Genomic DNA, 21,751 nt, shown 5'->3' on the forward strand with positions numbered 1-21,751 from the left:
GCGGGCTGGGCTACTGCCTGGAAAAAATTCCAGGCTGACGTCATGTGCCAGGCCTGCGTCGCCGCTTTCACGGCACGGCCCGCCGCGCGGGCGCGCCTTCAAGATGACAGCTGCGTCAGGCGATCGCCGGCAGGTCGGTCCCCGGTGACCGGTCGCCCGTGAAGCCCGAAAAATGGTCGCTCAAGCTGTTCCAGCGGGAACAGCGCTCGCTCTTTGGCGAGATCCTCGACTGGATGCTGACGCCGCTGCTGCTGCTGTGGCCGATCAGTCTGGCGTTGACCTGGCTGGTGGCGCAGGGCATCGCCGACAAACCGTTCGATCGCGCGCTGGTCTACAACGTCCAGGCGCTGGCCCAGTTGCTCAGCGTCAACAACAACCGCGTGCTGTTCAACATGCCCCAGCCGGCCAGCGAAATCCTGCGCGCAGATGACTCCGACCTCGTCTACTACCAGGTACTGGGTCCGCGCGGTGAGTACCTGAGCGGCGAGCGTGACATTCCGCTGCCAGGGGAGGAGGACAAGCCGGGCGTGCTGGGTGAAGTCCGCTTGCGCGACGACGAATTGCGCGGGCTCGAAGTGCGTGTCGCGTCAATCTGGATCAAGCTGAATGTGCCTGGCGGGCAACCCGCGCTGGTTCAGGTGGCCGAAACACGAGAGAAGCGCAAAGTGCTCGCCACTGAAATCATCAAGGGCGTGATGCTGCCCCAGTTCGTCACCTTGCCACTGGCCGTGCTGTTGGTCTGGATGGCCCTGGTGCGCGGCATCAAGCCCCTGAGCCAGCTGGAAGAGCGCATCCGGGCGCGTCGGCCGGACGATCTGAGTCCGCTTGACGAAAAAACGGTGCCGCTGGAGGTGGCGCCGCTGGTGTCCTCCGTCAACGACCTGCTGACCCGGCTGAAAGACTCCATTGGCACGCAGAAGCGGTTTCTCGCTGACGCGGCACACCAGCTCAAGACGCCGCTGGCGGGTCTGCGCATGCAGGCCGACCTGGCGCTGCGCCAAGGCTCCAGCGAGGAAGACCTGAAGCATTCACTCAAGCAGATCGGGCGCTCCAGCGTGCGGGCCACGCACACCGTCAACCAATTGCTGGCGCTGGCCCGCGCGGAGGCGGGCGGCGCGGCGCTGAGCCGCCTGCCCTGCGACATGGCACGGCTGATCATGGAGGTGGTGCAGGACTCGGTCCCGCGCGCCATGGAAAAGCACATCGATCTTGGCTACGAGGGTGCAGCACCCGGCGCTGCCGACGTGATGCTCAGCGGCAATCCCACACTGCTCAAGGAACTGGTGCGCAATCTGGTGGACAACGCCATCAACTACACCCCTTCGACGGACGTCCGACCCGGCATCATCACGGCGCGCCTGCTGACCGATCCTTTTGGCCAGGTCCTGGTGCTTCAGGTGGAGGACAACGGGCCCGGTATCCCCGAGTCCGAGCGCGAGCTGGTTTTCCAGCCTTTTTACCGGGTGCTGGGCACCAACGTCGATGGATCCGGGCTGGGGTTGCCGATCGTGATGGAGATTGCGCAGCAGCACGCAGCAACGGTGACCATCGAAGAAGCCCGCCCAGGGCAGCAACCGCCCGGAGCCTGCTTCAGTGTGCGCTTCGTCGTGGGCGACGACCGTTTCGAGTCGAGCTGAATCAGGCCGGCTTGAAGAGATTGAGTTGCAGGCGCTCGCGTTCGATAACGCGGGCGGCGGCTGGGTGGGCGGCCACACGCTGCACGAAAGCCCACAGATCCGGAAAATCCGCAGGATCGATGCCGGCGATGCTGCCCCAGCGCGTGAGGGTCAGCGCATAGGCGTCCATTGGCCCGAAATTCGCGCCTCCGAGCCAGTCTTGGCCTGCCGCTTTCGCGCGCTGCACCAGAGCCTGCAGTTCGCCCATCATGCCGCGGTACAGCCCGGCGTTGTAGCGCCGCAGATCTTCATGCACGGCCGGATTGTCCGAAAACTTCTGGGGCATGAAGATGTGGGTGAAGGCCGGGTGCACGGTATTGTTCATCCATGCCAGCGTCTCCATGGCGCGGGCGCGCGCCAGCGGTTCAGCCGGCAGGAAGCCCAACTGGGGAAAACGGTCGTTCAGGTATCCGATGATGGCCAGGATCTGCGTGATCACCTCTGCGCCGTCCACCAGCACCGGAACCTGAGCGCGCGGGTTGATCGCCCGGTACTCAGGGCTTTGCTGTTCGCCCTTGTGCAGTTTGACCATCACAGGTTCGAAGGCGGCGCCGCTGGCTTCTAGCAGCACATGCGGGACGAAGGAGCAGGCGCCGGGTGCGAAATAGAGTTTCAAGGTCATGAGGGGGTTGCTGCTGGGGTGGAGGGTTTCTGGCAGGGGCGCAGCGCCTTGCCGGCCAGGGCCGCCTTGAGGTTGTCCAGGCGTTGCTTGAGACTGGCGTCGGCCTGCGGCAGCCGCAGCCACTGGCCGCGCAGTTCGGCGCGCTCCTGCACCACCCGGGCGGTTCGCACGCCGCGGCTGGCAAACTGGGCGAGGCCATCTTTCGCCGCCGCCTCGGACGGATAGGCCGCCAGCGAAAGCCCTGGCGACAGGGCCGGGTTGCTCAATGGCTCGAAACGGATGTTGAGGCTGCGCAACTCGGCCAGCTTCTTGTTCAGGGTGTCGTTGTCGGGGTACTTGCCCATGTAGACGATCCAGCGCTCGGGCTCCACGCCGTTCTCGAACTCCCAACTGCCCTGCGGCAGCGCGGTATCCAGTGCCTGGCGCAGGGCCGTGGCCTGGCGTTCGTCGTAAACGCCGGCTTGCAGGCATTCGGTAGGCCGCGGTGGCAGGCTGGTCTGCGTTGTCGCTGCTTCCAGACGCTTGACTTCATCAGCGCCTAGCAGGCGCAGGCGCTCGGGATGCAACTGCTGTGTCAGGCGCTGTGGCTCTGTCTGCTGGACGGGTGCCAGTCCGTAGGCCTGCAGAAGGCCGTGCGACCAGGCGAAGTACAGCCCGTTGGCCAGCAGCAGGAGCAGGACGATCAGGCGTAGCATCGCGGATTCAGGTTTTAAGGGGAGGGCGGGGCCGCACGCTGACCTCGGAACTGGTGACGCGCTGCAGGCCAGCGGCAGTATGCACCAGCAGCGCGCCGGTCTCGTCGACGCCCCGGGCCGTGCCCTGCTGGCCGTCGCTGAGCACGACCTCGCGACCCTCCAGCACGTCGCGTACTTGAAAGCGCGCCGCAAAAGGCGAAAAGCCGGTCGCCTCAAAGGCCACCAAGGCGCGCACGAGGGGCTCGGCGATCTTCAACAGAGCCCCCGGGGCGTCAATGCCGGGCAGCAGCTCTTGCAACGCCGCAGCCGGTGTCGCCAGGCCCTCCTGTGTGGGGGGCGCCGCGATGTTCACGCCGATGCCGATGACGGCGTGGCGCTGGCTGCCGATGGCAGCGGTCTCGATCAGGATCCCGGCCAGTTTGCGCTGCTCCCACCAGAGGTCGTTCGGCCACTTCAGCCCGATGGCCGGGTGCAGGCTGCCGGCCAGGCTGACGCCCACCGCCAGCGATAGGCCGGACCAGTCGGCCGGCGCCAGCGGCAAGCCCAGCGAGAAGGTCAGCGAGGCGCCCGGGGCGCTGTGCCACCCGCGCCCGAGCCGGCCGCGGCCTGCGGTCTGCGTCTCGGCCACCAGCAGCACCGGCTCCGCCTGGCCGGCGCGGGCCCGGCGCATGAGTTCCGTGTTGGTGGAATCGATCTCAGGCAGGATTTCGACGGTGAAGCCGGGCAGCAGGGGCGCAATGGCCTCCCAGATGGCTTCGGCCGGCCAGCGCATCGGGTTCACAGCCCCATTCCGCTCAGCGCCCGGGCTTGGTCTTCGCCGGAGGCGATTTCCGCAGGGGCGCCAGGCGCCGCTTGGGGGCGAGCAAGGTGCCACGGCAGTGGGCACTGCCGCACCAGCAGGGGTATTCGGCCTTCAGCTTGGGTGTGTAGCGCTCGTCGATGACCAGGCCGTAGTCGTAGTTGAGCTCCTCGCCGGCTGCGATGTCGCGCAGCGCCTTGATGAAGATGCGCCCGTCCACCTCATCGGCTTCGCAGTTGGGTTCGCAGCTGTGGTTGATCCACCGCGACGAGTTGCCGCCCCGCAGAGCATCGATGACGCGGTCCTCGTCGACATGGAAGTAGAAGGTGTGGTTCGGGTCTTTCGGGTCGTGCGGGTGGCGCTCCTGCGCCTCGTCCCAGCTGATGATCTCGCCCACGTATTCGATCAGGGTCTCGCCGGCGGCGATGTCCTGGACCGCAAACACCCCCTTGCCATGCACGCCGGAGCGCCGGGTCTGGATGCGGCGGGACGACGGGGCGGTGGCGGGCTTTTTGGACACGGTCTGAAAATTTGGTATGGTGAATCCGTATGGGCGCGTGCGCGCCTACGTATGGGTGTGCGCGTGCGCACGCGAGAAAAGGGATTGTAATTAGATGAAAACATTGGTCATTGCCGAGAAACCCAGCGTGGCGCAGGACATCGTCCGCGCGCTGACGCCCGTGTCTGGCAAGTTCGAAAAGCACGACGAACATTTCGAGAACGACCAGTACGTGGTCACCAGCGCCGTGGGCCATCTGGTCGAAATCCAGGCGCCGGAGGCGTTCGACGTCAAGCGCGGCAAGTGGAGCTTTGCCCACCTGCCGGTGATTCCGCCGTACTTCGACCTCAAGCCGGTGGACAAGACCAAGACGCGCCTGAACGCCGTGGTCCGCCAGGCCAAGCGCAAGGACGTGGGCGCGCTGGTGAACGCCTGCGACGCGGGACGCGAGGGCGAACTGATCTTCCGCCTGATCGAGCAGTACGCGGGTGGGGCCAAGCCCCTGGGCAAGCCGGTCAAGCGGCTGTGGCTGCAGTCCATGACCCCGCAGGCCATCCGGGACGGCTTCGACAGCCTGCGCTCGGACAAACAGATGCAGGGCCTGGCCGACGCCGCACGCAGCCGCTCGGAGGCCGACTGGCTGGTCGGCATCAACGGCACGCGAGCGATGACGGCCTTCAACTCGCGTGACGGCGGCTTTTTCCTGACCACCGTGGGCCGCGTGCAGACGCCGACCTTGGCCGTGATGGTCGAGCGCGAGGAGCAGATCCGCAAGTTCATCAGCCGCGACTACTGGGAAGTCCATGCCACCTTCCTGGCCGAAGCCGGCGAATATCCAGCCAAGTGGTTCGATCCGGCCTGGAAGAAAGACCCGGAAGACGGCGAGAAGCGGGCCGACCGCGTCTGGTCCGAGCGCGAAGCGCTGGCCATCGCGCAGGCCGTGCGCGGCAAGGCCGCCACGGTCACCGAGGAGAGCAAGCCGACCACGCAGGCTTCGCCATTGTTGTTTGACCTGACCAGCCTGCAGCGCGAGGCCAACGGCAAGTTCGGCTTCAGCGCCAAGACGACGCTGGCGCTGGCCCAGAGCCTGTACGAGCGCCACAAGGCCCTGACCTACCCCCGGACCGACTCACGCGCCCTGCCCGAGGACTACCTGCCGGTGGTCAAGCAGACCTTCGGCATGCTGGCCGACAGCGGCCTGCGGCACCTGGCGCCGTTTGCCCGCACCGCGCTGGACGAGGGCTACATCAAGCCCAGCAAACGCATCTTCGACAACAGCAAGGTGAGCGACCACTTCGCCATCATCCCTACGCTGCAGGCCCCGTCAGGCCTGTCCGAGGCCGAACAGAAACTGTACGACTTGGTGGTGCGGCGCTTCATGGCGGTCTTCTTCCCGAGCGCCGAATACCTGGTCACCACCCGCATTTCGCAGGCCGTCGGTCACAGCTTCAAGACCGAGGGCAAGGTGCTGGTGCGCCCGGGCTGGCTGGCCATTTACGGCAAGGAAGCGGCTGATGAAGTGGCGGATGCCAAGGAAGGCGACAAGGGCCAGAGCCTGGTGCCGGTGAAGCCCGGCGAGATGGTGCGTGCCGAGGTCGTGGAGCCCAAGGGCCTCAAGACCCGCCCGCCCGCCCGCTACTCCGAAGCCACGCTGCTGGGCGCCATGGAAGGCGCCGGCAAGCTGGTGGACGACGACGAGCTGCGCGAGGCCATGCAGGAAAAAGGCCTGGGCACGCCGGCCACGCGCGCGGCCATCATCGAAGGCCTGCTGAACGAGAAATACATCCTGCGCGAAGGCCGCGAACTCATTCCGACCGCCAAGGCCTTCCAGCTCATGACGCTGCTGCGCGGCCTGGGCGTGGAAGAGCTCTCCAAGCCCGAGCTGACCGGCGAGTGGGAATACAAGCTGGCGCAGATGGAGCACGGCCAGCTCAGCCGCGACGCCTTCATGCGCGAGATTGCGGCCATGACCGAGCACATCGTCAAGAAGGCCAAGGAATACGACCGCGACACCGTGCCCGGCGACTACGCCACGCTGTCCACCCCCTGCCCCAACTGCGGCGGTGTGGTGAAGGAGAACTACCGGCGCTACACCTGCACCGGCGCCGATGGGGCCAGCGACGGTTGCGGCTTTTCGTTCGGCAAGACCCCGGGCGCTCGCACCTTCGAGTCCGCCGAGGTGGAGCAATTCCTGACCAACAAGCGGATCGGCCCGCTCGATGGTTTCCGCAACAAACAGACCGGTTGGCCTTTTGCGGCCGAGCTCGTGCTCAAGTACAGCGACGAAGAAAAGAACTGGAAGCTCGAATTCGACTTTGGCAAGGACGAGGAGACTGGAGAACTGGTGGATTTCAGCGGGAGCGAGCCGCTGGGGAAATGCCCCAAGTGCGGCGCCCCCGTGCACGAGCACCGCAGGAGTTACGTCTGCGAAAAAGCCGTGCCAACCGCCGCGCAGCCCACGCCGAGCTGCGACTTCAAGAGTGGCAAGATCATCCTGCAGCAGCCTATCGAACGTGCGCAGATGAGCAAGCTGCTAGCCACTGGCAAGACCGACCTGCTTGAACAGTTTATTTCAAACAAGACGCGTCGCCCGTTCAAGGCTTTCTGGGCATGGGATCCCAATGAAGGAAAGGTGAAGTTCGAATTCGCGCCCTCCAAGTTCCCGCCACGCAAGACAGTGTCTCCTAAAACAGGAGCTACAAATGACCGTGGTACGCTGGGAAAGGCCGCAAAAACCTTGAAATCAGCAGCCAAGCCCGTGAAGAAGGTGGCGACAAAGGCGGCAGCCGCCAAGCCGGCGGCCAAAACCCCGCGCAAACGGGCTGCAAGCACCGCCGCCGGCCTCAAGCCCAGCGAAGCCCTGGCCGCGGTGATCGGGCCTGAGGCGGTGGCGCGCACCCAGGTCATCAAGAAGCTGTGGGACTACATCAAGGCCAACGGCCTGCAGGACGCCGCCAACAAGCGCGCCATCAACGCCGACGCCAAACTGCTCGCGGTGTTTGGCAAGCCGCAGGTGACGATGTTCGAACTGGCCGGCATCGCGGGCAAGCACCTGAGCTGAACCCGCACACGCGCCTTCACGCGACACGCCCACCATCATCATTTCCAAAGACACCATCGTGACTCTGGACTTCAAGGTGCTGGCATGCAGGGCAAGTTGCTCCAGGCCAGCCCCTAGCAGGTCTACGACGTGGTCAAGATCAAGGTCCCTGTGGTGCACCCCGACGGCAACTATCCGCTAGCGGGCAAGGCCCTGTGCTTTGCACTGCACACGAATGGCGTGCAGCTCGTCACCGCCGAGGAAATCGCGCACGGCCATGAGAATGGCACGCACGGACACCTCCACTGAGCAAGCCTTAAGCCGGGATTTACTACGCTGTTGACCCAATCCTTGCAAGTCCAGTCCTTGACTCGATTGACCGAACCAGCCAGGTGCTGACCGCACCCTTAAAAACGATCAGGGGCTCACTGCAAAAGACGTCGCTATCAAAAATGGAAGTGAAAATCTCGTTCCTTTATTGAATTGATGCCGCCGCCATGTTGCTAAAAATACATTCTGCGAAATGAGAGGCCCGCTATCAGTGGCAGCGCTATTAAACAGTTTATTGGATATTTAATTAATATAAAGCTGAATAAATGGAAAGGTATTGGAGGCGCTTTTCTGCTATTTTTCACTGGTACGGGTTGGGTTTATGCGTCTGGTGATGGTAGTCATCCTGGGGATAACCCCTTAAATGTTAGCGGTTACTTTGGTTTGTTGTTTACATTTTTTCATGGTTCACAGCAAATCAGTTTTCTCGCGAACCAGAGGGAAACTACAAGTCAATTCGTAATCTCATTTGAAATCCAACCATTCCTTCTCACTAAGAAACACAATCACGCGGAGCGAACATGAGCAGCACGTTTACTAAATTCTTTGACTACAAAGACGACAAATCCGCGAAATTCTGGGAGGTCACACAGGCGGGCAGCACCGTGACTGTCAGGTACGGGAAGACGGGAACTAACGGGCAGACACAGGAAAAGGTGTTTGCAGACACTGCTGCTGCCATTAAGCATGTTGAAAAAATCATCTCCGAAAAGACCGGCAAGGGCTACGTGGAGGTCTTCGATCCGAGTTCGCTTCTGCAATCTGCTTCCAATTCTCTTGGCAGAGATTCCATAAACAACTCATCAGACAGAACCACCCAGGGCGGCAGTCTAGAGTCTTTCGTGCATGCATTCGCGCCATTTGAGTCGTCCAACGGCGCCAAACAATCTGGCAATTTTATTCATTATAAAGAGATCACTGATTTTGCAAAATCAGTCGGCAGTTTGACGCGCGAGTCCTATGACTATGTTCTTGAGGTTGGTGACACGGTCGACATTCCGCAGCCCGTTTTTGGCTGTGCATTCAGCATGGGCACTGTGGTGGAAATTCTTGAGCATGACAGGTTGACCAAAAATATTCTTGACCGTAACGAGTCGTTCTATACTTTTAATGAAGAGGACGAGCAGCTTCTTAACAGGCACTTTAATCTATGGGGAAGACTGTGGGAGAGAACCCTCTCAACCACCGACTCGCGCACCTGCATCATCCAAATTCATGAGCCATGCGCGATCACCGCTTCTGTGATCAAAGGCTTGGAGAAACGCTTTCCAGGTGGCGATTTTTCAAGGTTAGCTAACGATGATGGCGACACACATGAGTTTCACTTCGATGGCATCGACGTCAAACTCATTCGTACTGGGAAGAAAAAATATGATGCGCATATACGTGTAAAGAGTCTTTTGGATGGCGACTGCCTGAGAGATAGGATTGAGATCGAGAAATTTAAACAGTTTATTCTTGGCGGCGACGAGGTGGAGAATCTAGCTTGGTCGGACAATATTATTCCGAAAGACACATTGGATGCACTCAATGAAAAGATCGACATCATGTGCGCTGCAGAGCCGGAAGATTTTCATCCGGGCTCAGGCACGGTGGTGCGCGACTTAGTGCATCCCTCGCTGTATTGCTTTGTGAACGGTGTCTCGAACATATCCAAGTCACCGTTGTCGAATTACAGCCCTGAACTTGTCGAGAAGCAGCGTGAAGAATATACAGATTTCTGGGGCAGGATCTATGAAGACTCGGAATATCAATGGCTTCCTGCTGAGTTCACGGTGGACGATCAAGGCAAGGTGTCGATCAACTCATATATTAACAACCTTGATGAATCGAAATATCCTAGAATTTACGAACTGATCGCAGAAATATTCGGACGATTTGTGCCAATGTTTGAGTCGATATGTGCTAGCTTAAAGAACAATTTTGCTGATGACAATGAGAGTGGCGATCTTAAAAACATTCCTCTTCGAAATCGCAAGCTGCAGGTGGTAACGAAATTGGTGGAGTATCGAGTTAACAAAGAGGAAGAATTCGAAGGTGTTTGGCACGTCGAAGGTATGTCGCACGAAAATGTGCTGGCGACTGGTCTTTGCATTGTCAAGCGGGATGCGAATTTTATGGGGGCCGATATCGCATTCAAGCGCTATCTTTTTGCCGAAGAGGCTACCGATCTAATTTACTCTACAGTGCAAAATGCAGCTCGCCCCACTGAGCAAATGGATGGGGGTGATGTGCGACCCCTTGGGACAGTCAAGACGCCTGCGGGTAGAGCAATGGTTTGGCCCAATTCGCACATTCACAAAGTCAGCAAGATGGATTCCAGCGATGGTACGGACGCGACTCGACGAATACTTGTGTTTTGGCTTGTGAATCCTGATAAGCCCATCGTATCAACGGCCAATGTGCCGAAGCAGCAAGGCAGGATGACCCTTGCTCAAGCCAAGAAGAATCGGCTGGCCTTGATGAAGGAGCGTACTAAGAAAAAGGATCGGTACAACGATCGAGAGGTTTTCCTTTGTGAACACTAGGAATTGCACCGTTGAGTGAATGGCATCGTTTGCGCACAGATCCGTGAGCGTCCGGCCATCCCGCCATGCGATCGTAAGAGTTTGAACAATCATGACTATTGGCACTCTTGGGCACTGGATCATCGAACTTCTCAAGCGGCGCGGTCTCGACCGTGCCGACGCCCGCCCCCTGTTTGCATACGACCTGAGTCAGGACGAGTACGCATCACTGGGTATGGTTCTTTCCGAAACCATTGCCAATAGCGGCGGCCTTGAGGCTTTGGCCATCCGCAGCCTGGGTCGTACGCCCTTGATGGCGCCACCCGCCGCCTTCGTGCTATTCGCAGCCGAATGGTGGAAGCATGAATACGAGGGGGGAGTCTGGGACTGGTCACCTATCGTCAAGAAGCTTGGCGCCGACCCGGATGCCTTCGAGCCACAACTGCGCTCCGCATTCGTGGCACGGGGGCTTTCTTTCTGGCAGTTAAGTCCCTTGACCAGCGGGAAGCGATTCATAGGCTCCATTGCGGTCAACGGCGGCATACCGATGCGCCTGCTTGCCCAGGGTGCCGGACCATTGGCAACCGTCTTGAGCCAGGTGCTCAAGCTTGGGGCACGCTATCGATGGGGGCTGCCCCAACTAATAGAGGCAGTGGCCGAGCGACAAATCTATCTTCCGGCCGCCTACAGGAGGCCCGAGATTTCCGAACTGCTAGCGCACTTCGTCGAGACCGTTCTTCAACTCAGGGAAGATTACCAGCTGGAAGGAATGGAAGACCCCATCGCGCACCTGGACACCGTACTGCTGGACTGGCGGCGCCGTTTTCCAGTAGCGCTCGATAGCGAAGCGGCGCAGACGCTGCTGGCCGGACTGGTGCGTGAGGCTGCAGCGCAGAAGTCTGGGGCGGCTCAGGGGCTTTTCCAGGCTGAGCGGCGCCTTGTAAAAGACACTGTCCGCGAAACTTACGCCATTGAGTCAAACCTCTTCTACCCCAATAAGGCTGCCGGGCAAGACCTCGCGGTCTTGTTTGGCTTCACCGACACCGAACACCTTCCGCGCTACTTCGCGATCGACCTGGAAACAGAGAGCCGGCAGCCCTTTGCCGAAGGCCGAATGATCCTGGGTGCCGACGAACCCTTGGCGAGCCTGACTGGTCGCAAATTGGTCATCAAGGGCAAGGCCGCATGTACCGAGCACCTGTTGGTCCTGCGTGCGCAACTGGGGGATATCGGCGAGCGCGTCACCCTAGCTGGCGGGAGCGCGTTGCCGGATGAAGACCCCTGGCTTTTCACCGAGAGTGATTCTGGCCACCTGCATTTCGTCGCTGCCGGTGGTGGGCGGCTGCCAGACGATAGCGTCTGGGTTGCTCTGGCGAGGGGCTGGACGATAGAGACCGAGGTTTCGACGCCGGCGGAAGAACTTGGCAAGCTGGTGGTGTCTGGTTCGAACGAGCGCGCAGTCTTTCGGCTGCGTGCCGATGCACGATTGACGCAGGATGACCTGATCTACCGTGTCCGACTCAGACAGGTGGCGCCTGCCGAACAGATCTATGAATGGAGGGGCTTGCGCTTGCCCGAGGCCAAGGGACGGGCGGTTTTTCGCGATCGCCAGGCACCGCGCCTGTTCTGGTATCGAGAAGACCGCCTGACCCAGGTGCCCGTCTCCGACCAGGAGTGGCGCCGCCCTGGCAACCTGCAAGTCATGGCGCCCAAGGAGGCTAGGGGACCGATCGAGGTGAGGATTTTCTCGGAAGGCGAGCTTATGGCAAGGCGACGGATCTTCGTCCTGCCGTCGGAGGCCCGCATCGAGTACATTTCCGGCGACGCCCTCGGCACAGGCACGGTTCGGTTCGTCAACTGGGGGGCGGTCGACGTGATCGTGGAGCCATATGTTGGCGTCTGCGCGACGATATCGAAAGCGGGTGCGGCAACGACAGGCATCGAGTTGTCATCTGCGGGCGATCCGCCGTCCGAGTTCCGAGTAGGCATCCGCTGGCCCGGCGCCTTGACCGACCTTCCTCTTGTTCTTGCCTATCCGGTGACTGGCGGGCGCTTCATCCGCGCGGGCGGCGGAGTCATGCAGCCCAGCGAACAAGTTACCCTGCGCGAGCTGATCGGGATGCGTTTGCAGGTTTTCGATACCAACCCTGCAAAGCCCGAGCGCTATGAGTTGCAACTCGCTCTAGGCGAGAGCCTCCGGGAAGTTTCGAGTCGATACCCGATCTCGATTGATCACATTAGTGGACGGGCTGAAGTGCGTCTATTGGAGTACCAGCGACACATCGAGTCATTGCTAGGCTTGTTCGACGATTTGGACGCTACGGTCAGGGTTGGATTGGTGGTGGCGGGGAAATGCGAAACCGAAATCCAGGTGGGCCGCTACACCATGATATTGGAGGCCGACTCCACAACCGTGCGGGCATCGGTGTCATCCTTGGCTATGCTCGCGCCGGACGACCTCGCCAAGGCCCGTGTACTGGCAAGCCCCCTGACCGTGCAAGATGCAACCACTCTAGAGCTTTCGTCCATCGAATCCGAGGGGGCTCATACGGGTGCTTGGTCAGCGAGCGGCCTCGATCCTGACCTGGCACCCTGGCTGATCTATCCGGCGGAGGATTCAGCCCTTTTGTTCAGGCCCCTGATCTGGGTCGATGTCGCAGTTGACACTGACCCCGTAGCCGATGACACCAGATCCGGAGAGGCGCGAGCCCAGGTCGTCGTTCCCACCTTGGCCAGCGCGATGTCGCAATCGCAAGCGGACGAGCGCCGGCATTGCCTGCATACGGTCTTGGCCGATATGAGCGTTGACCACAAGCATGCCTCGTGGCCCTTGCTTGACAGTCTTTGGCAGACCTTCCACCACCTGCCACTGACGGCACTCGACGCCTGGCGCATGTTGGCAAAGCAGCCCAAGGCTATCTTGGCTTTTCTACTGCGCTCGGAGTTGCCCGACGCTGAACTGGCCGAGGCCGTGAGGCGATTCAGGATCGAGACCGGTTGGATGCCGGAGCTCACGACTGTCGCTGATCTGAGCCAGGTCTCAAGGGCGTTCTGGCGCTTCTGGTCGGCACAGGACTTGGCGTCCGAGCGTTGCCGAAAGTATTTCAACGACGACATCGAGGGTCGCTTCAAGCTGCTGGCCCATGAGATACCGAGCCTGGAACCCTTGCTCGATGCTGTCGTGTTTGCTGCCACGGGCACGGTTTCTGCCCTGCTTCTGGAAGTGGCTGGTCCATCGAAACTGACCACTTTTAATCTCATAAAGAAGCTGTGGGATGGCGGTGATTCCCTGGTCAATTCACAACTTTTCCTCGTCAATGCCGAGCGTGAAATGTGGCCGGGCCGCAACTTTGTGCAGCACAAGGTCTTGCCTGCCTTCGACACAGCTTGCACACCGGAAAACAAGAGGAAACTGATCCCCTTTTTCGCCAGGTTATTCTGGAACAAACCGGAAGATCACAAGTTCGCGGTTGCCAACCTGCCGGTGTTGTGTGCCCTATGGTCGGCCACCTCGACCAGCCGGAAATGGTGGAGTGATCCCAGGGAGCGTCTGATCCTCAAGCAAGTCCGTGACTTCGACCCTGTATGGTTTGAGCAGGCTTATCGCCACGCCTGCAAAGTTCTTATGAGCATCGATGGCTTCATCCAGCTCGAAAACATCACATCGAGCAGTGCACTCGAACACCAAAAAGCCTCATGAAAAACGATCCATTACCGACATCGTATTTTTCGTCTCTCTTGCCCGAGTTGGCCACGCGCGCAGCGCGCGCCACTGTGAGCCGCCTGGGATTTTCCAATCCAGCCCTGCGCCAATACCTGAGCGAGAGATTTTCGGTCGATCTTGGTGAGCCAGGTTGCTTTGTGGGCGAGCCGGTGTTCGAGGCCACCTTCGGCTGGGAGAGTGCTGGTCAGACCCTGGAGTCGCTGTCACCCTCTCTGCTTTCGCCTAAGCTGGTGGATGCGCTTGATCGACCCGCGGGCAGCATGGGCGCCAACTACCGATTCCCGCGCAACGACATGCCTTACCGGCATCAACTCGAAGCTTGGGAACTGCTGGCCAGGCCTCAGCCGCAGTCGGTCATCGTGACCAGCGGCACCGGGTCGGGCAAGACCGAATGCTTCATGGTCCCCATCCTGGATCAACTGGCACGGGAGGCCGAAACCCTGCGCGGGCCGGTCGAGGGGGTGAGGGCGTTGTTCCTTTATCCCCTCAACGCACTGATCCAGAGTCAGCAAGAGCGATTGCATGCCTGGACCGGGCCCTTCGAGGGCGATATCCGCTTCTGCCTGTACAACGGCCAGACTCCCGAAAAGCCCGGCCCGAAGCACATTACGTCCAAAACGCCAAACCAGGTCTTGGACCGTCAAGCGTTGCGAGCATCACCCCCCCCCATTCTGGTGACCAATGCCACGATGCTGGAATACATGTTGGTGCGCTCGCAGGATGCCCCAATCCTGCAAAGATCCCGTGGGAAGCTTAGGTGGATTGTGCTGGACGAAGCCCACAGCTACATCGGATCGCAGGCAGCGGAGTTATCGCTGTTGCTGCGCCGCGTGCTGTACGGCTTCGGCGTCGATTCGTCGGACGTTCGCTTTGTGGCGACGTCCGCCACCATTGGCGACCCTTCAGGCGAAGCAGGCCAGAAGCTGAGGGAGTTCCTGGCAGGGTTGGCCGGTGTGGAGCCTGGGCGCGTGCATGTGGTGTCAGGTCAGCGTTCTGTACCTGGCCTACCTGCCGGCAATGTTGCATTCACCGACGCCTCGTTGGACGTTCTAGAGGCTATCGCGCCGCATGAAGAGGCCTCCCGCTTTGACGCCGTTTGCGCCAACACCATAGCAAAAGAAATCCGCAGCCTGTTCGTACCGGCGCTGCGTGGCAGTCCGGCCCGGCCGCTGCGCGCTATCTGCGAAGTGATCGAGGGGCCAAGACAACACCACGCGCCCAATACCAAGCAAGCCGCTCTGCGGTGGCTCGACTTGCTCACCCGATCGCGCCAGTCTCAGGGTAAGGATACTTCGCCTTTCCTGCCCCTCCGGTTGCACGCGTTCCACAACGTGCTGGCCGGCTTGTGGGCATGCTGCGATCCCGGCTGCACCTGCCGGCAAGGCACCATGCTGGACTCGCCCGATTGGGCTTTTGGTGCGGTGTACACCGAGCAGCGTGAGACTTGCGAGTGTGGCTCCCCCGTCTACGAGCTGCGATCCTGCAACGATTGCAACGAGACCTATCTGTGGGGCCGGCTTGTGATGGACCGCAACCAGAACCGATGGTTGTTGAGTCAGGCCACTGAGGACCAAACCGACGAGTTCCAGCTCGAAGCCACGCCCGAGGATCCATACGTAGAGTCGGAGCTGGATGCGGCGGTGGAGCTTGCCTCGCCGCTGGTCGATGAGATCGACTCTCCTCTGGTGTTGATCGCCAACCGACATTTGAAAGACACCGCGGAGGCGACCGTCGAGCGAGGCAGTCTGATTTTTGACGGCTCATCTGACAAGCCGCTGGTCAGGTTGCGCGTGCGCGAGATGAGCGAAGGGCAACTGACCTGCCCCGAATGTGGTGGCCACCATGGCAAGGGGCGGCTGATGTTTCGCGCGGCGCGCCTTGGTGCGCCGTTCTTGTTGATGCAGGTAATCCCCACCTTGTTGGAGTTCTGTCCGGACGGCGAAGATCCGCAGAGCAAACCGCTGCGTGGCCGGCGCATGATCACTTTCACGGACAGCCGCCAAGGCACGGCAAGGATGGCAGCGTCCCTGCAGCGAGATGCGGAGCGAAACAGCCTGCGTTCGGCCGTCTACCACTTCCTGGCGGGCAGAGCGGACATCGGTGCATGCCCCGAATATCGCGATCTGCTTCAGGAAATCATTGAATACGAGGCGGACTTTGAAGAAACCAAGAGCCCAAGGATCGAAAGCCGCCTGGCGGCCAAGAAGCTGGAGCTGGCGAAATTCACGCTGAAGCCTGTCTCGTTCGAAGACTTGGCCGTGCACCTGTCGACCCACGAGGCGGACATCAGGCGGTGGGCGCTCAACCACTACCGTGATATCTCTCCGGAGCAATTTGCTGGCGACACCGGCGCTCTTGAGCTGTCCAGACTGTTCCTTTTTCGCGAGTTTTCTCGCCGACCCAAGCGGGCCAATAGTTTGGAGACGCTCGGGCTGGTCTCAGTTCAGTACCCCAAACTCGACAACCTGGCGGCAGTTCCGTCGCAGGTCTCAGCGCATCTGAAGGTGAGTTTGGAGGAATGGCGGCAGATCCTCAAGCTCACGCTCGACTTTGTCGTGCGTGAGATGTCTTGCCTTGAGTTCAAGGACACCTGGAAGCGCTGGGTGGGCAAGAAGACGGTGAGCGCCAGGTTCCTTCCACCCGATAGCAAAGACAAGCCAAACGGGGTTTTCAGGCGCTGGCCGCAAACCCACAAAGTCGGGGTACAGAGTCGCATGGTTCGCTTGTTGGCCGCGGCATTTCACAAGGATCCAGCCACTGCAGAGGGGCGCGACATCATTGACGCCGTGTTGCGTGCGGTCTGGGACGATCTGGTTCGCCTGGGTCTGCTGCAAAAGGCGACGGACGGGCGCTATTTGGAGCTGACAGATCTCGCCTTTGGCCTGATCGGCGATGCTTGGATGTGCCCCGTTACGCGGCGTGTGCTGGACGTCAACTTGCGCGGTTTAACACCGTATCTTCCGAGTCACAACCGCAAGGCTTCGACCATAGAGTGCCAGAAAGTCTTTGTGCCGAAGTGGCCCGAGGTTGCTGCCGATTTCACACCTCCCAGTTTGGGCATCGAGGCGGCTCGTCGCTGGCTTTCTACAGATCTCGGCGTACTTTCTTTGCGGGAACTTGGTTTGTGGTCCAACGTAAATGACAGGGTCGTTGAGGGTGTGCGCTACTACCGTACGGCCGAGCACTCAGCGCAGCAGCCCGGTTCCACCTTGCAGGATTACGAGGACCAGTTCAAGCAGGGAAAGATCAACCTGTTGAGCTGCTCGACGACCATGGAGATGGGCGTGGATATTGGTGGCATTAGCGTAGTGGCCATGAACAACGTGCCGCCCCACCCAGCCAACTACCTGCAGCGTGCCGGCCGGGCGGGCCGACGCAGCGAAACTCGTTCGATCGCGTTGACTGTGTGCAAGAACAACCCACACGACCAGATGGTGTTTGGCGACCCGCTGTGGCCTTTCACGACCAAGCTTCCGGCGCCGGCCATCAAACTGGAGAGCCCCGTGATCGTCCAGCGGCACCTTAACGCGATGTTGCTTGCGGACTTCCTCTGGAAACAGATTGAGAAAGCCGGTGGCCAGGGCGACCTCAACAAGCTCAATATGGAATGGTGGGCATTGCCGAAGGATTCCTCGCTGGCGGATGCCTTCATGGCCAAGGCGGAATGCTTCGACCCCCAGACCGATGAGGCGCTCGCCAATGGCCTTCGCATGCTGCTCAAGGGCACCTGTTTTGATGGCAGCGTGTCGTTGTCTACTTTGGCTATCGAGGCTGCCAAGATGATGAAAGCCATGCTCGATGGCTGGTATGGCGAGTATTTCGCCGTGAAGACCCAGCTGAGTACCTTCGATGAAAAGAAGCAGCAGAAGGAACCAGCGTTTCGTGCACTGAGTATCCAGGCCAAGCGCCTGACCGACGAGTACCTGTTGCGTGAATTGGCCAGCGGAGGATTTCTCCCTGGATATGGTTTCCCGACCAATGTCACATCCTTTGAAATGCTAAACAAGGAGGCCCTTGACAAGCAGAGGTACGGCAAGGACCAGGGACGAGAGGACAACAAGATGCGCCGGCGAGACCTGCCGAGCCGCGACGCCGTGACGGCGCTAAGGGAATACGCGCCGGGTGCCGACGTGGTGATCGATGGCCAGGTTTACCGCTCGGCGGGCGTCACACTCAACTGGCATGCACCGGCGTCGATTGACATCAAACAAATCCAAAGCATCCGCCAAGCATGGCGCTGCAGCCATTGCGGCGCGAGCGGCACGGAAGTAACGCGGGAAGGCCATGAGCACTGCGATGCCTGCGGCGAATTGCTGCATGACGACCAGCGTTTCACGTACCTTGAGCCAGCGGGTTTTGCAGTCGACTTGTACGCGCCCACTCACACAGACGTCAGCGAGCAATCTTTCGTCCCGGTTTCGCAGCCCTGGATCAATGCCGAAGGCCCATGGTTGCCGTTGGCTAATCAGGCGCTCGGGAGCTTCCGCAGCAGTTCGACCGGCCGCGTGTTCAACCATTCGGGTGGCGTCAACCGCAATGGGTACGCCATCTGCCTCGAATGTGGCCGAGCCGAGCCCATGCCGTTGTATGCCGATGACAAGGCAAAAGACGGCTTGGGCCATCTGCCGGCAAAGTTCAGAGAGCCTCACAAGCGCCTGCGTGGGGCACAAGGAGGGGAAACCGCTATCTGCAAGGGCAGTCACAACCCGTTTTCGATCAAGCCCAAGCTACACCTCGGCCTCGAGGAAGTGACCGATGTAATCGAACTGCAGCTCAACGGACTCGACGGGTTGCCAATCGCAGACAAGGTTGCGGCCTATTCGATTGCGGTGGCCCTGCGCTGGGCTGTGGCAGCCTCTCTGGGCGTCGAAAGCGGCGAGATCGGCTGCGAGGTCAAGCCCATACGTCACCCCATGCGGGAAGAAGGCTTTGTGATCGTTCTGTACGACCACGCTGCGGCAGGTTACTGCTCATCGGTGGCGGACCACTTGCCCGAACTTTTTCAGAAGGCTCGCGATCAACTCGACTGCCATGCCAACTGCCAAGGCGCCTGTCAGCACTGCCTGATGGATTACGACAACCGTTTCCGCCGCCATGAATTGGACCGATTCACTGCCATCAAATTCCTCTCGGAAGAGTGGATGCAGCGAATGCAATTGCAGCCAGGCGACGAGTTTTTTGGCTCCGGCAATTCACACGCCGAGACCCATACGCTGGCCGAAGCCATCACCCGGGAGTGGGCCAAAGGCGGCGCCACGGAATTGCGAATCTTCCTGCAGGGCGACCCGCGGGACTGGGATTTTGCTGCTGCCACCTTCAAGCGATTGCTCCTGCGCTGGTCCGAGCGTGGTGCCGTCAAGCTGGTCTTGCCGTTATCTGCAGTCGAAATCCTTTCGCCCGAACAGCTCTATGCGCTCGGCCAACTCTCCGAAGTGACAAATGCCAATGTCCAGGCACACATCGGCGGCACCCGCAAAGTGCTGGCCGAGGTGGTTACGGCGGGAGGATGCTTTGTCTGGGGTTCTCGCGACGAAGCCATTGGACTGCCTGGCAGCACATGGGGTCAAGCGGGATCTGCGGTCCTCGTTCGGGGGAGGATCGCTGAACCAGAAACCCTGGGCGATGCACTGGAAACCAAGGGTCAGACGCCTACAGAGACCTCGCCCAAAGCGGGCAGGATCGAGATGCGTACAGAACTTGACGGCCTGGCCGAGGCCTTTGGACCGAAACTGCTCGATAAGCTTGCGGCAGGCATTCACGGCCCGCTACTGGAAGGTGATGGTGATATCAAAACGGTGATTTACCGTGATCGATACCTCAATGCTCCTTTGCCCGTGTCACTGCTTGTCAGCTTCATCGGGGCAATCAAGGGTCGGCACCAAAGCCGCTGGGATAACCCGTTGATCGAGATTGTCACTGCGGGCTTGCCCACCGAAGGTCGAACGTTTCCACTCCCAAGCCAGGTGTTCCACAACTGGCTGGATACGAATCTGCGCGACGCTGCGATCAAGGCCGCCTTCAGCTATCGGGGCATGAACGCGGCCGTCCGAAACCTGCCCAAGCCCGCGGCAGCGCATGCGCGCACGCTGGAGATAGGACTGGCGGACGGTCACAAGCTGAAAGTCTGGTTGGATCAGGGCTTTGGCTATTGGAGTTCGCCGAGGCCCGGCACCCGTGCAGCCCAGACCGCCACTACCTGGTTCAACTTCAAGGAAGACCCGTCCTCGCAGGGCGAAGAAATCAGCGAGGGTCGGTATGCTGTCGAGGGCCAATCGTTCGCAACCCATGTGTTCTTTGAGAAGGTATGAACCGATGGGCAAAAGGGGTTGTGCCTGATCAACATAAGAACGGCGGGTAAGGTGGGCTTCGGATTCGCGCGTCGAAGTTCCCGCCACGCAAGACAGCGGCTCCTAAAACAGGAGCAACTGGTGACCGCGCGACGCGGGGAAGTGCCACAAGAACCTTGAAATCAGCAGCCAAACCCGGGAAGAAGGCGGCGACAAAGGCGGCGGCCGCCGAACCGGCGGCCAAAACACCGCGCAAGCGCGCCGAGAGCACTGCAGCCGGCCTTCAACCCAGCGAAGCCATGGCCGCGGTGATCGGGCCTGAGGCGGTGGCGCGCACCCAGGTCATCAAGAAGCTGTGGGACTACATCAAGGCCAACGGCCTGCAGGACGCCGCCAACAAGCGCGCCATCAACGCCGACGCCAAGCTTCTGGCGGTGTTCGGCAAGCCGCAGGTCACGATGTTCGAACTGGCGGGGATCGCCGGCAAGCACCTCTCCTGAAATTTGCCGCACAATGAAAAACGCGCCCAAGGGCGCGTTTTCTTTGGGTGGTGGCAGGCCTTACTTGGCGACCACGCGCACCATCTCCAGGCATTTGTTGGAGTAGCCCCACTCGTTGTCGTACCAGGCCACGACCTTCACGAAGGTGCCGTCCAGCGCGATGCTGGCGTCGGCATCGAACACGCTGGTGCAGGTCTCTCCGCGGAAGTCGGTGGCCACCACCTTGTCTTCGGTGTAACCCAGCACGCCCTTGAGCGCGCCTTCGCTCTGGGCCTTCATCTCCGCGCAGATGTCCTTCAGCGTCGCTTCGCTGTTCAGTTCGCAGGTCAGGTCGACCACGGACACATCGCTGGTCGGCACTCGGAAAGACATGCCGGTGAGCTTCTTGTTCAGCGACGGAATGACCACGCCCACCGCCTTGGCAGCACCCGTGCTGGAAGGAATGATGTTCTCCAGGATGCCGCGGCCGCCGCGCCAGTCTTTGTTGGAAGGTCCGTCCACCGTCTTCTGCGTGGCGGTGGCGGCATGCACCGTGGTCATCAGGCCGCGCTTGATGCCCCACTTGTCGTGCAGCACTTTGGCCACGGGGGCCAGACAGTTCGTGGTGCAGCTGGCGTTGGAGATGATGGCCTGGCCGGCATAGGTGTTGTCGTTCACGCCATAGACGAACATGGGGGTGTCGTCCTTGGAAGGAGCCGAGAAGATCACTTTCTTCGCGCCGGCGGCCAGGTGCTTTTCGCCGCCGGCCTTGTCCAGGAAGATGCCGGTGGATTCGATCACGATGTCGGCGCCGACCTCGTTCCACTTCAGGTTGGCGGGGTCTTTTTCCTGCGTCAGGCGGATCTTCTTGCCGTTGACGATCAGGGTGTTGCCTTCGACGCTGACGGTGCCCTTGAAGCGGCCGTGGACGCTGTCGTATTGCAGCATGTAGGCCAGATAGTCGGGCTCCAGCAGGTCGTTGATGGCCACGACCTCGATGTCCGCGAAGTTCTGGATCGCGCTGCGTAGCACGTTGCGTCCGATGCGGCCGAAGCCGTTGATGCCAATCTTGATGGTCATGAGTTTTCTCCTG

Annotated in this window: 12 protein-coding genes; 7 read left to right on the top strand and 5 right to left on the bottom strand. The window is 60.5% G+C overall.

The window, feature by feature from the left end; genetic code table 11:
- Nucleotides 1-233 precede the first annotated feature (233 nt).
- Nucleotides 234-1,637 carry a sensor histidine kinase N-terminal domain-containing protein gene (locus ACMUOY_RS08610; protein ID WP_413892391.1) on the top strand — a complete coding sequence of 468 codons (1,404 nt, stop codon included), beginning with the start codon at nucleotides 234-236 and terminating at the stop codon, nucleotides 1,635-1,637.
- Nucleotide 1,638: 1 nt separating this feature from the next.
- Here ACMUOY_RS08610 and ACMUOY_RS08615 read toward each other — a convergent pair whose 3' ends face one another.
- Genes ACMUOY_RS08615 through ACMUOY_RS08630 form a run of 4 tightly spaced genes read right to left on the bottom strand, consistent with a single transcriptional unit; the run spans nucleotide 1,639 to nucleotide 4,312 of the window.
- Nucleotides 1,639-2,298 carry a glutathione S-transferase family protein gene (locus ACMUOY_RS08615; protein ID WP_413892298.1) on the bottom strand — a complete coding sequence of 220 codons (660 nt, stop codon included), beginning with the start codon at nucleotides 2,296-2,298 and terminating at the stop codon, nucleotides 1,639-1,641.
- Complete coding sequence (locus tag ACMUOY_RS08620) at nucleotides 2,295-2,993, bottom strand: SPOR domain-containing protein (RefSeq protein WP_413892299.1); 699 nt, start codon at nucleotides 2,991-2,993, stop codon at nucleotides 2,295-2,297. The genes ACMUOY_RS08615 and ACMUOY_RS08620 overlap by 4 nt, the downstream gene beginning before the upstream one ends.
- Before the next feature lie 7 nt (nucleotides 2,994-3,000).
- Nucleotides 3,001-3,765: a biotin--[acetyl-CoA-carboxylase] ligase gene (locus tag ACMUOY_RS08625; protein WP_413892392.1), complete on the bottom strand. Its 765-nt coding sequence runs from the start codon at nucleotides 3,763-3,765 to the stop codon at nucleotides 3,001-3,003.
- Nucleotides 3,766-3,787: 22 nt separating this feature from the next.
- On the bottom strand, nucleotides 3,788-4,312 hold the full coding sequence (locus ACMUOY_RS08630; protein ID WP_413892300.1) for an SET domain-containing protein: 525 nt from the start codon (nucleotides 4,310-4,312) through the stop codon (nucleotides 3,788-3,790).
- Between the two features lie 94 nt (nucleotides 4,313-4,406).
- Between ACMUOY_RS08630 and ACMUOY_RS08635 the strand changes: the two genes are divergently transcribed.
- The 6 genes from ACMUOY_RS08635 to ACMUOY_RS08660 all read left to right on the top strand — a co-directional run bounded on the left by ACMUOY_RS08635 (nucleotide 4,407) and on the right by ACMUOY_RS08660 (nucleotide 20,679).
- Entirely contained in the window at nucleotides 4,407-7,352 is a 2,946-nt protein-coding gene (locus tag ACMUOY_RS08635; protein ID WP_413892301.1) for a DNA topoisomerase III, read from the top strand.
- Nucleotides 7,353-7,481: 129 nt separating this feature from the next.
- Entirely contained in the window at nucleotides 7,482-7,640 is a 159-nt protein-coding gene (locus ACMUOY_RS08640; protein WP_413892302.1) for a hypothetical protein, read from the top strand.
- A 542-nt stretch (nucleotides 7,641-8,182) separates the two neighbouring features.
- Nucleotides 8,183-10,189, top strand: coding sequence for a DUF4246 family protein (locus tag ACMUOY_RS08645; RefSeq protein WP_413892303.1), 2,007 nt, complete (start codon nucleotides 8,183-8,185; stop codon nucleotides 10,187-10,189).
- Between the two features lie 91 nt (nucleotides 10,190-10,280).
- Nucleotides 10,281-13,868 carry an STY4851/ECs_5259 family protein gene (locus ACMUOY_RS08650; RefSeq protein WP_413892304.1) on the top strand — a complete coding sequence of 1,196 codons (3,588 nt, stop codon included), beginning with the start codon at nucleotides 10,281-10,283 and terminating at the stop codon, nucleotides 13,866-13,868.
- Nucleotides 13,865-20,200, top strand: coding sequence for a DEAD/DEAH box helicase (locus ACMUOY_RS08655; RefSeq protein ID WP_413892305.1), 6,336 nt, complete (start codon nucleotides 13,865-13,867; stop codon nucleotides 20,198-20,200). The genes ACMUOY_RS08650 and ACMUOY_RS08655 overlap by 4 nt, the downstream gene beginning before the upstream one ends.
- 155 nt (nucleotides 20,201-20,355) lie before the next feature.
- On the top strand, nucleotides 20,356-20,679 hold the full coding sequence (locus ACMUOY_RS08660; protein ID WP_413892306.1) for an SWIB/MDM2 domain-containing protein: 324 nt from the start codon (nucleotides 20,356-20,358) through the stop codon (nucleotides 20,677-20,679).
- 60 nt (nucleotides 20,680-20,739) lie between these two features.
- Here the strand turns inward: ACMUOY_RS08660 and gap are convergent, their stop codons facing one another.
- Nucleotides 20,740-21,738: a type I glyceraldehyde-3-phosphate dehydrogenase gene (gene gap, locus ACMUOY_RS08665; protein WP_413892307.1), complete on the bottom strand. Its 999-nt coding sequence runs from the start codon at nucleotides 21,736-21,738 to the stop codon at nucleotides 20,740-20,742.
- Nucleotides 21,739-21,751: the final 13 nt, after the last annotated feature.

Source organism: Candidatus Skiveiella danica (assembly GCF_022705245.1).
Lineage (GTDB): Bacteria > Pseudomonadota > Gammaproteobacteria > Burkholderiales > Burkholderiaceae_C > Skiveiella > Skiveiella danica.